We start from the raw sequence: 13288 nt of genomic DNA, 5'->3' as shown, positions 1-13288 counted from the left end.
AGTTCTCGAATGACAGGCGCTCTGGCGGCCCGCTGGGCTCGCACCGTCGTCCCGAGCTGGACCTACCGCTGGCTGCTGCCGGTGCTCTGGCTCGGAGCGATCCTGGCGTCGACCATCGGTGACACCAGCAATTGCTCGGTCGAGGTCCCGACGACCTGCGGTCCCGACCGGACGTTCTCACTGGCGATGATCGCCTGCTTCGCGTCGCTCGCCCTGCTGTGGTGGCAACCGATCGTCGCAGCGCTGGCCGGCGTGGTGTTCATGGCTCTCGACCTCCGCTACGACAACGTCGCCTCAGCACGGGTCGCCTGGACCGTGTACGGCGTCCTGTGTGCCGTACTGCTGATCTGGATCGTCACGAGCCGCCTTCGCCAACGGTCACTGGCTGGGCGGCTGCAGCGAGAGCAGGTGCACGTACCCGCGGCCGCACGGATCGGTGTGACGAGCAGACTGCTCGTGGCGGTCGCCCTGGTGCTGGTGGGCGCTGCCGCGTTCGGCCTGATGAACTGGCAGGACTCACGCGAGGAAGCTCATTTACGACGTGCCGTCGAGCAGACGGCCATTGCGAAGGGCATGAACGACGACGGCGACCTCACTCTCCAGTTGCCCGACGGGAGCAGCCGCACAGTGTCCGTGGCGGGCGACTACGACACCGGTGAGCAGATCGCTGTCCTCGTCGACCCTGCCGACTCGCACTGGATCCGGCTGCGCGCAGAGCTGGCCGACTACACGTTCTGGTACACGGTGGCCGGCGGTGCGTGGCTCTTAGCCCTCCTGTTCCTCCTGCGCGATCTCCGGCTGCGTAGAGCCCGTCCGCGGAGGTCGTGGAGCGGACCGGCCATGCCCGTCCGGATCGATCCGCACATTTCCGGTGCCTTCGCGGTCCGGTCCGCGGACGGCACGGTCCTGCTGGGCCTGCTCGACGCCGACCTGGACGACGAAGAGAGCGACCTGCGGTTGCTCGAGGCCTTCAGCGTGCTCGACGAGGAAGAGCAGGCCGGTGCGCCGGCCAAGCTCAGGCGCGAGTGGGCGCAAACGCTCATGAGGTACCGCGGTGACGCACTACTCGTCGGCGACCTCGCTGAGGGCAGCTGGCCGACGCTGCTGCTCGGTAGTCAGGCGCTCCGTCCGGTCAGCCCGTTCCGCGCGTTCAGGAAGCTGCCGTGGCACGACGAGACAGCCAGCAGCCTGCCGACGGACTTCGAGCCGGCCGAGGACGCACCCAGTGCGCCGCCCGTCGAACCGGCGCGGGAGGTGCCGACGCTGCCGTGGGAGGTTCCCCTGCGGGCGCGATCGTGGTGGAGCCTGCCGGCGCTGATCGGCGTACTGGTGGTCGGGCCGGTTGCCGTCGGGACCTTTGCGAGCTGGGGAGATTGGTACGCCGCTGTGTTGGCGACCGGCATCGGCGCACAGTTGGTGCATTCACTAGGCTCACGTGCGCTCTTCCGGGTGACTGCCACCGCGACCGACCTGTGGATTCGCACCGGCTGGTTGGAGCGGCGCCTGTCGTGGCGGGCCGTGGATTCGGTCGAGGTCGAGGAGGACGGGCTCAGCCTGGACGCAGGTGACGAATGGCACGTTGTCGGCGGTATCGCGGACAAGGAGCTGGCCAACGTCGCTGCCGTGTTCGAGACGCTCCGGCTGCGTTCGCACACCGGCCTGCCGGAGGAGCCGATCGCCCGGCGCCCCTCGCCGGTCCTCCTGATCAACGCGGTCTACGTGGCCGTCTGCGTCCTCATCCTCGTCCTGGCCCGTTGGAATCCCTTCTAGGGCGCCACGCACCAGCCGTCGCGGTACGCCGTCCAGTGCTCGTCGGTGGCCGCGAAGTCGACGTACAAGGCCAGACCGAAGTTCTGACGCGGCGAGTCGCCAAGACCGAGACGTGCGCCGCGAACTGCCGCGCTGACGGTCTCCGCGTTGCCCCAATGGGACGGGTTGTTCTCCCAGTACGCCGGGAGTCCCATGAGGAGGTCCGTGGCTGGTGGGATGACCTCCAACGCCAGCTTGGTCTGCTTGGCGACGTACCCGCCGTACAACGACTCCAGCGGCAGTGCGGTGTCGTAGGACATGACGGCGACCTGGTTGACCCGTTCCGCGACCTGGCGGAAGTAGTCCTGCGACCACCACTTGTCGACCGGGATCACGTGCAAGTACCAGAGCGGGTCGATCTGCGCCGCCGCGACCGACAACGTCGTACCCAGAGCACGCGTCTCGTCCAGCACGGAAAGGTAGCCCTTCGACCCGGATCGCACCGGCTCGAAGTCGTAGTGGATGCCCTGGAATCCCTGCTGCAGAACGGCGGACGCCGACTCGACGACCCGGCGGCGAACGGCCGAGTCATCGAGATTCATACCGGGATCCTTGCCCGGCTGTACGACGTCTCCGAGCCAGGCCTGCACGCGCACGGCGGGAGCCGCGGCATGCATCGCGTCGACGAACCAGCGCGCCTTCGGCGAAACCTTTGCCAACGGCAACGAGCCGTCGTGCTCCAACGGACCGGCGTGCACGTAAAGGTCGCGGATGCCGGTGCCCTGCAGCCGTTGCGCCAGCGCGGTCACGTCCGCGGCGGACTTCCGGCCGTCGACCCAGGCGTGACCGAGCCAGAGCGCGTCCTGGCCGCGGGTCCGGGCCGTCGGGTCGCCGGTGTACTGCACGCGTAGTGAGATCGCGTAGGCCCCGAGCGGAACAATCACAAGCAGCAACAGGACGACGACGACTTTGAGAACGCGCCTCACCGGGGAGGCTTCAGGCCGTCGTAGATCAGTGCGAGCATCCGGTCGCGGGTCTCCGGGTCGAGCTTGGCCGCGGTGGCGCCGCGGGACGCGCCGATCAGCAGCGCGTACACCTCGGGCATCTCCGCGTCGGCCCGGACCGCGCCGGCCTTCTGGGCCGCGGTCAGCAACCCGCTGAACGCCTCCCGCATCCCGCGACCGGCCTCGCGCGCCTCCTCGCCGGCCGCCGCCCCCGCCGCAGTCAGCGCTTCGGCGATCGCGAGCTTCGACGCGGACTCCGACACGACCTGCGTGAAGAACTCGAAGAACGCCGTACCCGGGTCGTCGCCGGCGGCCAACTCCAGGGCCCGGTCGCGGATCCGCTCCAGCCGCAGCGTCAGCACCGCCTCGAGCAGTTCGGTCTTGGTCGCGAAATGCCGGAACACGGTCGCGATCCCGACCCCGGCCAGCTTCGCCACATCGTCGGTCGACGCCCCCGGCGACCGCCCGAAGACGTCGTCCGCGGCCGTCATGATCCTGGCCCGATTGTCCCGTGCGTCTGCTCGCACCCCAGCTCCCCTCCGTCGCACCTCAGCCTAGAAGACGCTCTGAACGACGCCGAGGTTGTAAACGAAGTCACGACTCCATATATTCGAAGTCATCACTCCGTTTATACCCTGTGAGGAATCCGATGACTCCTGAAGAGGTCTTCCTGAAACTCGTGCACGGCGTCGCCGATCGCGACTTCGCCGTGCTGCCGCAGCTGTACGCCGAGCAGACCGCCGTCCGGCACCCTATGAACCCCTACGGCGACCACCCGCTGCTCAGCCGGGACGCGCTCCGCGAGCACTTCGGCGGCGTCGGCCCGCAGGTCGCCGAGGTGGTGCGCTTCCAGCCCGACAACATCCGGGTGCACCGAACGACCGACCCGGAGGTGATCGTGGCCGAGTTCGAGTACGCCGGGACGATCGTGGCCACCGGCGAGCCGTTCCGGGTGCCCGCGATCTTCGTACTGCGGGTGCGGGACGCGCTGATCGTGGAGTCCCGGGACTACATCGACCACCTGGCGATGATCCGCGCCCGCGGCCAGGTGGACCAACTCGTCGCGCACCTCCGGGAACCGGCGAAGGCGCCGGCCGCGTCCTAGTCCGCAGAGGCGCCGAACGGCCCCGGACCGAGACCCATCGTCCGCCCGGGGCCGTTTCCAATGCCGCTACGCCAGGCGCCTACTCGGGACGTCAACTTCACCCGCCTACTCCAGGCGACGCCCGTCCAGCTTCAGCCGACGGACCGTGGTCTCCGGGAAGCGCCCGCGGTCCCGGGGCGTCGGGTACGGCGTCACCGAAACGGACTGCCCTTCGATCGCGGCGATCTCGTCGACCAGCCGCGCACGGAGTTCTGCCGCGACGTCCTGGTGGCCGACGCTGTCGATCAGGTTGTCCAGCTCGTACGGATCGGCGTCGAGGTCGTACAACGCCCGCTCGGCATAGGTCGGGGTGCCCGGCACGTCGCCGGCGTCCGGAGCGTGCACGTAGTACTTCCACCGACCGGTCCGCAGCGCGCGGCCGACCTCGGACTCGCTGACCTGGATCAGCACCGCATCGCGCCGGGACTCTCGCAGCGGCACCCCGTCCAGATGGTCGGGCAGGTCGATCCCGGCTGCGTCCAGCAGCGTCGGTACGACGTCGACCGTGCTGACCGGTGCGGTCACGCGCGAGCCACCGCGGTACCCGGGCCCTTCGACCACCAAGGGCACGCGGACGGATCCGTCGTGCGGTGAGCGCTTGTATTCGCTGTTCCGCGTCTTGAAGTGCGAGCCGTGGTCGGACGTGTAGAGCAGGAGCGTGTCGTCGGCGAGGTCGAGGCTCACCAGGGCGTCCCGCAGTCGGCCGAGACACTCGTCGACGCGTTTGATCTGGCCGTAGTACCCGGCCGCGTGCTGGTGCGCCGTACCGGGCAGTGTCGCCAGGTCCGGTGGCAGCCACGCACCGGTGTAGGTGTCCCGGTAGACCTCCGGTGCCGGGTAGTTGTCGTGCTCGTTCTGGTGGTGAGGCTCGATCAGTGAGAGGAACAGCATGAAGGGACGGTCGTCGGCCGATACCCGAGTGACGTAGCGGATGGCCGCGTCGGTCAGCGCGTCTGGGCGGTACCCGGGAAGGAAAACGGGTTCCTCGTGTCCGTCGTACACCACCGTCCGGTAGGCGTCGGAGGTGAACTCGAGCAGGTTGGAGGCCAGCCAGTACTCGTATCCCGCCTGCTCTTCGGCCGGAACCGGATCCTGCGTGCCCAGGTGCCACTTGCCGATGTAGGCGGTCCGGTAGCCGGCATCACCGAACAGCCGGCCGAGTGTGGGCGCGTCGGTCGGCAGCGGAACGCTGTTGCGGAAAACGCCGGCGTTTGTCGGAAACATTCCGGTCTGCATCGCCGCCCGGGCCGGAGCGCACACCGGGTTGGTGGTGCAGGCGGTCTCGAAGAAGGTGCCGCGGCGGGCCATCAGGTCGAGGTTGGGGGTCAGCCCGAGCGGGCATCCGGCCGCGCCGACGGTGTCCCAGCGCTGCTGGTCGGTGAAGAAGACGATCACATTGGGGCGCATCAAGAGGTCTCATTTCAGTCCGGAGAGGGCGATGCCTTCCACCAGGAACTTCTGGGTGATGACGAAGAAGATCGCGGTCGGCACGAACAGGATCAGCGCGCCGGCCGCCGTCAGGTTCCACTGCGTGAAGTACTCCTGGTTGAACAGGGTCAGGCCGATCGGCAGCGTGCGCATCTCGGTGCGGCTGGTGGCGATCAGCGGCCAGAGGAACTCGTTCCACTGGAAGACGAACGTGAACAGGCCGAGCACCGCCAGGGCGGGCCTGCACTGCGGCAGGATCACCCGCAGGTAGATCCGGAACTCGCCGGCGCCGTCCACCCGGGCCGCCTCGATCAGCTCGTCCGGCAGCGGCCGGATGAACTGCCGCATCAGGAAGATGCCGTAGGCATCCATCAGGAACGGCACGATCAGGCCCTGGTAGCTGTCGATCCACCCCAGGCCCGCGAAGATCGAGTAGATCGGCAGCATCCGGACGAAGAACGGCACCATCAGCGTCGACAGCACCGCGACGAAGGCGATCCGCTTGCCGGGGAAGTCCAGCTTCGCGAACACGTACCCGACCAGCGGGTCGAAGATCAGGTGCGAGACGGTGATCGCGCCGGCCATCACGAAGCTGTTCACGAAGAACCGCCCGAACGGCGCCGCCTCGAACAACCGGCTGAAGTTCTGCCACTGCAGGTGATCCGGCCAGAGCACCGGGTCGCCGGACTGCACCTCGCCGTCGCTCTGCAGCGCGAGCACGATCATGTACAGCAGCGGCAGCACCGTGACCAGGCCGAGCACGACGAGGACGCCGTACGCCGCAACGCGGTCGCCGGGGAACAGTCGTTCACGCATCGGCCCGGTCCCCGATCCGCAGCTGCACCAGGGACAGGATCAGTACGACGATCAGCAGCAAGAGCGACAGCGCCGACGCGTATCCGAAGTCGTTGTCGTTGAACGCGACCAGGAACAGCCGGTGCGCGTACAGCGAGGTCGCGTTGCCGGGACCGCCGCCGGTGACGATGTACGGCAGCGCGAACTGCTGCAGCGTACTGATCAGCCCGATGATCGAGACGAAGACCGTGGTCGGGGTGAGCAGCGGCAGTGTGATCGCGAAGAACCGGCGCCACGGCCCGGCGCCGTCGATCCGCGCCGCCTCGTAGTACAGGCCCGGGATGCCCTGCAGCCCGGCGAGGAACAGGACCATCGTGTAGCCGGCGCCGGACCAGACCGTGATCCCGACGATCGTGGCCAGCGGGTGCGTGCTGAGCCAGGTCTGCCCGGGCAGGCCGGCCGCCTCGAGCAACCGGTTGAGGATGCCGACCTGCGGGTCCAGGATGTTGCGCCAGAGCAGGCCGATGATCGACACCGACGTCAGGTACGGGATCAGCAGCACCGAGCGGAACACCGTGCGGCCGCGCAGGGACTGGTTGAGGATCACGGCCAGCCCGAGGCCCACCGCCGTACCGACGACCAGAGTGCCGGCCGCGTAGGCGAGCGTGATCAGGAACGAGTGCAGGACCTCCGGATCGCGGAACGCCTGGCTGAAGTTGCCCAGCCCGGCGAAGGATGCGCCGTCGGAGTCGTACAGCCCGGTCAGCAGCTGGTTGCCGATCGGGAGGAAGAACAGCAGGACGAAGAACAGCACCGCCGGGGTGAGGAACAGCCATGCGGTCAGCGCCTGCCGGCGACGGATCACAGCGCGGCCCCGGCCTGCTTGCGGAAGTCGTCCAGCGTGGGCCCGACCGGCGCGTGCTGGATGATCATCTGCTGGTAGGCCTTCTTCCACAGCTCGTTGATCTGCGCGGCCTTCCCGCTCGCGGACAGCGCGACGTCCTGTTTCGCCACCACGGCAAGGGCTTTGGCGATGACTGCCAGGTTCGGATCGGCGGCGACCGACGGGTCGGCGGCCCAGCTCTTGCGCGGCATCGACATCCCGGCCTCCTTGGTCGCGGCGAGCTCGACCTTCACGGCGGCGAGCTTCGTGATCAGCTCCCAGGACAGCTTCGGGTCCTTGGCCTTCGCCGGGATCATCAGACCCGACCCGGCCATCGCGGCGGACTGCACGGCGCCGGTCAGCGGTACGGCGAGACCGAGCTCGATGTCCGGACTGCCCTGCCGGATCGGCCCGATGTCCCACGGTCCGGAGACGAACATCGCCGCCCGCTTGGCGGAGAACAACTTCTGCGGGCCGGAGTAGTCGGTGGTCGCGACCGGCGCGGGGGAGACCTTGTGGGTATAGACCAGGTCCTGCATCCACTGCATGGCCTGGCGTGCCGCGTCGGCGGGCTGCAGGAACTCCTTCGCGCCGACGTCGCTGAAGTCGACCTTCTGCTGGTTGTAGTACGGCGCGGCATAACTGGCGTCCGAGTTCAGCGCGCAGCCGGACACCTTGTCCTTGGTGGTGGACTTCGCGACCTCGAGAAACTCGTCCCAGGTCGCCGGCGGGGTCTCGACCATCGCCTTGTTGTAGAACAGCAGCCCGTTCGCTGTCAGGTGCAGCGGGATCGAGTAGGTCTTGCCCTCGTACTGGCGGGCGACGACCGCCTGGTCCAGGAAATCACCCGGAAAACCGAATTCCTTGTCCGCGGCGGCGAACTCGTCCAGGGCCAGCACGTTGCCGGCCAGCCCGTACTGCGTTCCGGTGCCCGCGGAAACTTCTTCGACAAGGTCCGGAACGTTTCCGGAACGGAAATCCGCGGTGAGTTTCGTGGTCAGGTCCGGCCACTGGAACTTCTGCCAGTTCACCTGCAGGTCGTGGTCCTTGCCGAACTGGTCGATCACCTCCTTGTAGGCCTGGTACCCGTGGCCGGCGTTCCAGTAGATCGTGAACGTCCGGCTGTCCGCCTTCTTGGAGGCGGGCTTGGCCGGTGCACATCCCGCGCCGACCGCCCCGACCGCGCCGAGCACGGTGACGCCGAGGCCGAGCCGGAGGAACGAGCGGCGGTTGTACGCGGGTGTGCCAGAGGGCATGGCTGGGTGCATGACAGGGGGCATGACAAACCTTTCGAACGGCGGACACGGCGCAGGCTCGGGGGCGAGCTACGCGGATGCGCGGTGGTTCAGCACCCAGGACATGTTCAGTTCCCGGGCGGGCAGCGTGGGATCGTCGATGCGCGCGAACAGCGCCTCGACCATCTCGGTGAAGTCGAGCTGATGCATGCCGACGCTGGTCAGCGGCGGCTGGGAGTACGACGCCTCCCGGGTGTTGCCGGTACCGATCACGGCCAGGTCGTCCGGCACCTTGACGCCCCGGTCGACGGCGGCCTGCAGCGCGGCGAATCCACCGCGGTCGGACTCCGAGACGATCGCGTCCGGGGGATTCGGCGCGTCGAGCAGTTCGCGCACCACGAGAACCGCGTCCTCACGGGCGGCGGCACCGATCCGCACGAGGCCCGGATCGACCTCACGGCCGGCGCGTCGGAGAGCGTCGACGTACCCGAGGTAGCGGTCCTCGTGGGCGCCGGTGTGGGAGAGGAACGCGATGCGCGTCCGCCCGGCGTCGATGAGGTAGGTGGTGGCCTCCGCCAGTGCTCTGCGGGCGTTGTTCCGCACGACGTCGACACCCGGCATCTCGAGGGTGTCGCTGAAGGCCATCAAGGCCCGGGTGGACCGGCGGGCCGCGGTGAGGTCGAGCTCGTCGCTCAGTCCGCCGACGAAGATCGCGCCGTCGACGTGGCCGCGGGTGATGACCCGGAGCGACTGGGCGGCGCGGTCCAGGCGGCGTACCGGGACTCCGATCACCGAGTAGCCGTGGGCGGCGGCGATGTCCTCGGACTGCGCGGTCAAGTGGTCCAGCCACGGTCCGACGGGTGGGGCGTAGACGATCGCAACCAGCTCCGAGCGCTGCCGGCGCAGACTCCGGGCGGCGGTGTTGCCCTTGTAGCCGAGCCGCCCCGCCGCCTCCTCCACCCGCCGCCGCGTCGGCTCGGGCAGCGGGGTGGTCCGGTCCGCCCGCCCGCTCAGCACGTACGAACAGGTCGCGACGGAGACCCCCGCGGCCTCAGCCACGTCCCGAAGCGTCGTACGTCCTTCCCTGCTCATGGTGAAAGCATTAACCTGGTCCCACAGCCGGTCAACACCCCATAGTTGGTTAATTTGCTAGACATTAACCATCAGGTCAGGGGAGCCAGGTCCAGGGAAGGTTGGGACGACAGTCCTTGGCGGCGGGGAGGGGCCTTTCCGTGCCGATCCAGGAGTACGTGTGGCCTGTCGGGTCGGCGCGGCAGGCGATCTGCTCGGCCTTGCGGTCCGCCTCGGTTTCGGCGCTGGTGTAGACGAGCTTCCCGCTGGCGTCGTACCCGCGAACGACGTACGGGCGGGGGGTGCTGCCGGCAGGCGCCTTGCTCGCCGGCACTGTCCTGACCGGGGCGTAGTAGAACCCGTTGCGGAGCGCGGCCTCGACCGGACGGCCGCCGATCGGCGTGACGGTGATCCGCGCGATCGAGTGCACGTAGGCGCCGCTGCCCTGCCCTCCGGGCTGCACCTCGTTGAACAACCCCAGCCTTGGTGCGGCCGCTGTGCCCGAGACCACGACTCCGGCCTGGTCGAACCCGCAGTTCACCCACAGGCCGTCGCCGTAGCCGACGACCCACGTGCGGACAGCGGCGTCGCCGGGCGGGTTCACGAACCGGAAGCCGTCGAGGACCGCGTGGCCCGTGGATGTCGCGAGGTTGTACCTGACCAGGCAGCGCTGACCGAGATGCGCCTTGTCTGCCGCGCTCAACGGCTCGACCGCCGGCGCCGACGCAACCTCCTCGAGGCGCGGCTTGCCGTTCCTCACAGCGAAGCCAAGAGCGACGATCAGGACGACCGCCGCGACCGCTGCCAGCGGAACGAGCAGCCGGCGGCGGGACGGCGCACCGGACTCGCTCTCGAGGATCGAGATCAGTTCGTCGCGCTGACGGGCGCGGGTCGACGGACGCAGGTCGCCGTCGGGCAGCAGGATGTTCATGCCTGGGTCTCCAGATCGAGTTCGCGCAGGTGCTTGCGGGCGCGGGACAGCCGCGACTTGACCGTGCCGATCGGTACGTCGAGCGCTACCGCCGCCGCGGCCTGGTCGAGTCCGGCCCAGACGCACAGCTCGACGATCTCGCGTTCCTGTCTGGGCAGTCGTTTCAGTGACGCCTGGACCGCCCGGATCCGGCTGTCGTCGTCGAGGCGCCGCGCCACGTCGTCCGCCGGGTCCTCGACCTCGCTGTGGATGAGATGCGCGGCGGCCAGCGCGCGGCGATAGCGGAGCTTGCTCCGCCACTCGTTGCGGACGGTGTAGTCGGCCGTCCGCAGCAGCCAGGGCAGGGCCGAGTCACGATCGAGTACGACGTCGGCCCGTCGCCGCCAGGCCTGCAGGAACACCGCGGACGTCAGGTCCTCCGCGTCACTCCAGGACCCCGTCCGGCGGTGCAGGAAGTTGTAGATCGCCCGCGCATGCCTGTCGTACAGCTGCGCGAACGCCTCGGAGTCGCCGGCCGCGGCTTGATCCCACAGAACCCGGTCCGAGACAACAGGCAAAGCCCGTATGCCGCTCACTCCGCACTCCCCTCACGATGGCCCTTGCGATCGTTAGGTGTCGGTGCGAGCGTGCGAGTTCCCGATCAGACGACGATTTCTCCGCAGGCGGCAAACGGGTCTCCTGTCCGATGTGTCGGCGGTGATCAGCCCGATCGGGCGTCGTGCAACAGGCAATGGTGGGTCGGCACTTGGCATTACCTGTCCCCAGTCACCAGCGCCCGTCCCCAGTCCCCGCCGCAGCCCCCCGTCGCCCGCCGATCGCCCATCGGTCGTCCGGCCGATCGGCGACCGTCCGTCGGCAAGACGATCGGTTATCCCCTCGCCGTGGGGTTCTCTGCTGGTACGCAAGGGGAGAACCCTGCATGCCAGCGGATAACCCGTCCTCTTGTGATGCAGGGGTAGGTGAACTGAGCCGATCCATCCAGCGGTCCTCGAGCGGAGGTGGCGCAGGTGCCGGTGTCCGTCGAGTCGTGGGTTTCGGCAGTGTCCGGAGGGGGTGAGCTGCCGCGTCGGCCTGCGTGAGCTGTCAAGGCGGGAAAGAATTCGTCGCTGTGTGCAACTTTGTTTCCCCGCTGTTGGTGCTTGGCCCGAATCGGACACGAGAGCCGGAATCGCCCGTCTTCGCCCACCACTGCCTGCGGGCAGGGCTCCCCAGTCCCGGACGAAACGGTCCCCAAACCAGTTTGGGGAGGATCACCTGCCGTTTACGGGGTGCAGGGCTCCCCAGTCCCGGACGAAACGGTCCCCAAACCAGTTTGGGGAGGTACGGCGGTCAGGGGTTGCGGCGGGTGGTCGTCAGCTCGACAGGTAGAGCACTGTCGAGACACCGTACGCGCGACGACGATGACGCTCAGGTGCACTACCCAGCCGCCCGACACCTCCTGTCCACAATGTTCGGTGCGCCACCTGGACCACCCTCACATCAGTCGCATGAGCCGAAAAAGACAGCCGCCGCGAAGCAGGTGCGCTTCGCGGCGGCTGTTGCGGTCGAGGCAGTTCCGGGTCAGCGGTCGCCCATGGGGACGTACTGGACGCCTCGGGCGCCGGTGTAGATCTGCTTCGGGCGGGCGATCTTCTGGTCGCCGTCGCCGAGCATCTCCAGCCACTGGGCCAGCCAGCCGGAGGTCCGCGGGATCGCGAACAGCACGGTGAACATGTCCGGCGGGAACTGCAGCGCCTCGTAGATCAGGCCGGAGTAGAAGTCGACGTTCGGGTAGAGCTTGCGGGAGACGAAGTACTCGTCCTCCAGCGCGATCTTCTCCAGCTCCACGGCGATCTTCAGCAGCGGGTTGATACCGGTGACCTCGAAGACGTCGTCGGCCGCCTTCTTGATGATCTTGGCCCGCGGGTCGTAGTTCTTGTAGACCCGGTGGCCGAAGCCCATCAGCCGCTCCTCGCCGGCCTTCACGCCCTCGATGAACGACGGCACGTTGTCGATCGAGCCGATCCGGCGGAGCATCTTCAGCACCGCCTCGTTGGCGCCGCCGTGCAGCGGGCCGTAGAGCGCGCCGATCCCGCCGGCCACCGCGGTGTACGGGTCCACCTGGGTCGAGCCGATCGCGCGGACCGCGTTCGTGGAGGCGTTCTGCTCGTGGTCGGCGTGCAGGATGAACAGGATCTCCAGCGCCCGCACCAGGCGGTCGTCGGCGGCGTACTTCGGCTCGCTCATCTTGAACAGCATCGACAAGAAGTTCGCCGTGTAGCTGAGCTCGTTGTCCGGGTACACGTACGGCTTGCCCTGGGCGTGCCGGAACGCGAACGCGCCGAGCGTCGGCATCTTCGCGATCAGCCGCCGGATCTGCAGCGCCCGGGACTCCTCGTCGAAGATGTTGCGCGACTCGGGGTAGAACGTGGACAGCGCGCCGACCGAGGCCAGCAGCATGCCCATCGGGTGCGCGTCGTACCGGAAGCCCTGCATGAAGGTCTTCAGGTTCTCGTGCACGAACGTGTGATACGTCACGTCGTGCGCCCAGGCCTCGTACTCCGCCTTGTTCGGCAGCTTGCCGTTCACCAGCAGGTAGGCCACCTCGAGGTAGTTCGACTGCTCGGCGAGCTGCTCGATCGGGTACCCGCGGTACTCCAGGATGCCCTTGTCGCCGTCGATGAAGGTGACGGAGGAACGGCAGGACGCGGTGTTGACGAAGCCGGGGTCGTAGGTGGCCAGGCCACCGTCGCCGTCGGATGCGCTGATCTGCTTGAGGTCTGCGGCACGGATGGTGCCATCGGTGATGGCAAGGTCGAAGTCCTTGCCGGTCCGGTTGTCCCGGACGGTGAGCGACTGTTCGGTCACAATGCCCTCTTCGGAAGCTGGCGTCATCGCCTGGATGAATGAGGGTAGATCAGCCGGCGGGACGCGATTCGGACTGCAATCTTCACCGCTAAACTAGTGCTGTCCTCAGCTGCTTCCAAGCCGGGGGCCCCTCGGCGTGTGGGCTCGCTTTGACCCGAACGTGGCCGCGCCGGTATTCTGGGCTGCTGTTGTGCGTTCCAG

At 68.1% G+C, this 13288-nt stretch carries 12 protein-coding genes; 2 read left to right on the top strand and 10 right to left on the bottom strand.

All coding sequences use genetic code 11. The features are described from left to right. Window positions 1-9 precede the first annotated feature (9 nt). Window positions 10-1770 (top strand): hypothetical protein, encoded by a 1761-nt coding sequence (locus tag EV651_RS34030; protein ID WP_133789384.1) that lies wholly within the window; start codon window positions 10-12, stop codon window positions 1768-1770. Here the strand turns inward: EV651_RS34030 and EV651_RS34025 are convergent. Together EV651_RS34025 and EV651_RS34020 are read right to left on the bottom strand one after the other, a co-directional pair. After that, window positions 1767-2735 (bottom strand): hypothetical protein, encoded by a 969-nt coding sequence (locus tag EV651_RS34025; protein ID WP_133789383.1) that lies wholly within the window; start codon window positions 2733-2735, stop codon window positions 1767-1769. The two genes, EV651_RS34030 and EV651_RS34025, sit on opposite strands and share 4 nt — an antisense overlap. Continuing rightward, complete coding sequence (locus tag EV651_RS34020; protein ID WP_238157374.1) at window positions 2732-3280, bottom strand: TetR/AcrR family transcriptional regulator; 549 nt, start codon at window positions 3278-3280, stop codon at window positions 2732-2734. Before EV651_RS34020 ends, EV651_RS34025 begins: the two co-directional genes overlap by 4 nt. 122 nt (window positions 3281-3402) lie before the next feature. On the opposite strand from EV651_RS34020, the gene EV651_RS34015 reads away from it, so the two are divergent. Beyond that, window positions 3403-3858: a nuclear transport factor 2 family protein gene (locus tag EV651_RS34015; protein WP_133789382.1), complete on the top strand. Its 456-nt coding sequence runs from the start codon at window positions 3403-3405 to the stop codon at window positions 3856-3858. A gap of 105 nt (window positions 3859-3963) precedes the next feature. On the opposite strand, the gene EV651_RS34010 is transcribed toward EV651_RS34015, so the two are convergent. From EV651_RS34010 to EV651_RS33975, 8 genes are all read right to left on the bottom strand, one after another. Beyond that, entirely contained in the window at window positions 3964-5304 is a 1341-nt protein-coding gene (locus tag EV651_RS34010; RefSeq protein ID WP_133789381.1) for a sulfatase-like hydrolase/transferase, read from the bottom strand. 9 nt (window positions 5305-5313) lie between these two features. Next, window positions 5314-6141: a carbohydrate ABC transporter permease gene (locus EV651_RS34005; protein WP_133789380.1), complete on the bottom strand. Its 828-nt coding sequence runs from the start codon at window positions 6139-6141 to the stop codon at window positions 5314-5316. Next, the gene (locus tag EV651_RS34000; RefSeq protein WP_202870644.1) at window positions 6134-6985 is read right to left on the bottom strand and encodes a carbohydrate ABC transporter permease; all 852 of its coding nucleotides are present in this window, start codon (window positions 6983-6985) and stop codon (window positions 6134-6136) included. The genes EV651_RS34005 and EV651_RS34000 overlap by 8 nt, the downstream gene beginning before the upstream one ends. Beyond that, the gene (locus tag EV651_RS33995; protein WP_166658882.1) at window positions 6982-8259 is read right to left on the bottom strand and encodes an extracellular solute-binding protein; all 1278 of its coding nucleotides are present in this window, start codon (window positions 8257-8259) and stop codon (window positions 6982-6984) included. Before EV651_RS33995 ends, EV651_RS34000 begins: the two co-directional genes overlap by 4 nt. Window positions 8260-8328: 69 nt before the next feature. After that, window positions 8329-9330, bottom strand: coding sequence for a LacI family DNA-binding transcriptional regulator (locus tag EV651_RS33990; protein WP_133789378.1), 1002 nt, complete (start codon window positions 9328-9330; stop codon window positions 8329-8331). A gap of 76 nt (window positions 9331-9406) precedes the next feature. Then, the gene (locus tag EV651_RS33985; RefSeq protein WP_133789377.1) at window positions 9407-10240 is read right to left on the bottom strand and encodes a hypothetical protein; all 834 of its coding nucleotides are present in this window, start codon (window positions 10238-10240) and stop codon (window positions 9407-9409) included. Further along, window positions 10237-10815 (bottom strand): RNA polymerase sigma factor, encoded by a 579-nt coding sequence (locus EV651_RS33980; protein WP_238157373.1) that lies wholly within the window; start codon window positions 10813-10815, stop codon window positions 10237-10239. Before EV651_RS33980 ends, EV651_RS33985 begins: the two co-directional genes overlap by 4 nt. 985 nt (window positions 10816-11800) lie before the next feature. After that, the gene (locus EV651_RS33975; protein ID WP_238157372.1) at window positions 11801-13087 is read right to left on the bottom strand and encodes a citrate synthase; all 1287 of its coding nucleotides are present in this window, start codon (window positions 13085-13087) and stop codon (window positions 11801-11803) included. Window positions 13088-13288 lie beyond the last annotated feature (201 nt).

Source organism: Kribbella sp. VKM Ac-2571 (genome assembly GCF_004362255.1).
In the GTDB taxonomy this organism is placed as follows: Bacteria; Actinomycetota; Actinomycetes; order Propionibacteriales; family Kribbellaceae; genus Kribbella; species Kribbella pratensis.
This window is presented reverse-complemented; position numbering and strand designations above follow the sequence as displayed.

Excerpts from the sequence above, each read along its gene's own strand:
- EV651_RS34030 (WP_133789384.1), top strand. The coding sequence starts at position 10 with ATGACAGGCGCTCTGGCGGCCCGCTGGGCTCGCACCGTCGTCCCGAGC.
- EV651_RS34015 (WP_133789382.1), top strand. The coding sequence starts at position 3,403 with ATGACTCCTGAAGAGGTCTTCCTGAAACTCGTGCACGGCGTCGCCGAT.
- EV651_RS34010 (WP_133789381.1), bottom strand. The coding sequence starts at position 5,304 with ATGCGCCCCAATGTGATCGTCTTCTTCACCGACCAGCAGCGCTGGGAC.
- EV651_RS34005 (WP_133789380.1), bottom strand. The coding sequence starts at position 6,141 with ATGCGTGAACGACTGTTCCCCGGCGACCGCGTTGCGGCGTACGGCGTC.
- EV651_RS33995 (WP_166658882.1), bottom strand. The coding sequence starts at position 8,259 with ATGCCCTCTGGCACACCCGCGTACAACCGCCGCTCGTTCCTCCGGCTC.
- EV651_RS33990 (WP_133789378.1), bottom strand. The coding sequence starts at position 9,330 with ATGAGCAGGGAAGGACGTACGACGCTTCGGGACGTGGCTGAGGCCGCG.
- EV651_RS33985 (WP_133789377.1), bottom strand. The coding sequence starts at position 10,240 with ATGAACATCCTGCTGCCCGACGGCGACCTGCGTCCGTCGACCCGCGCC.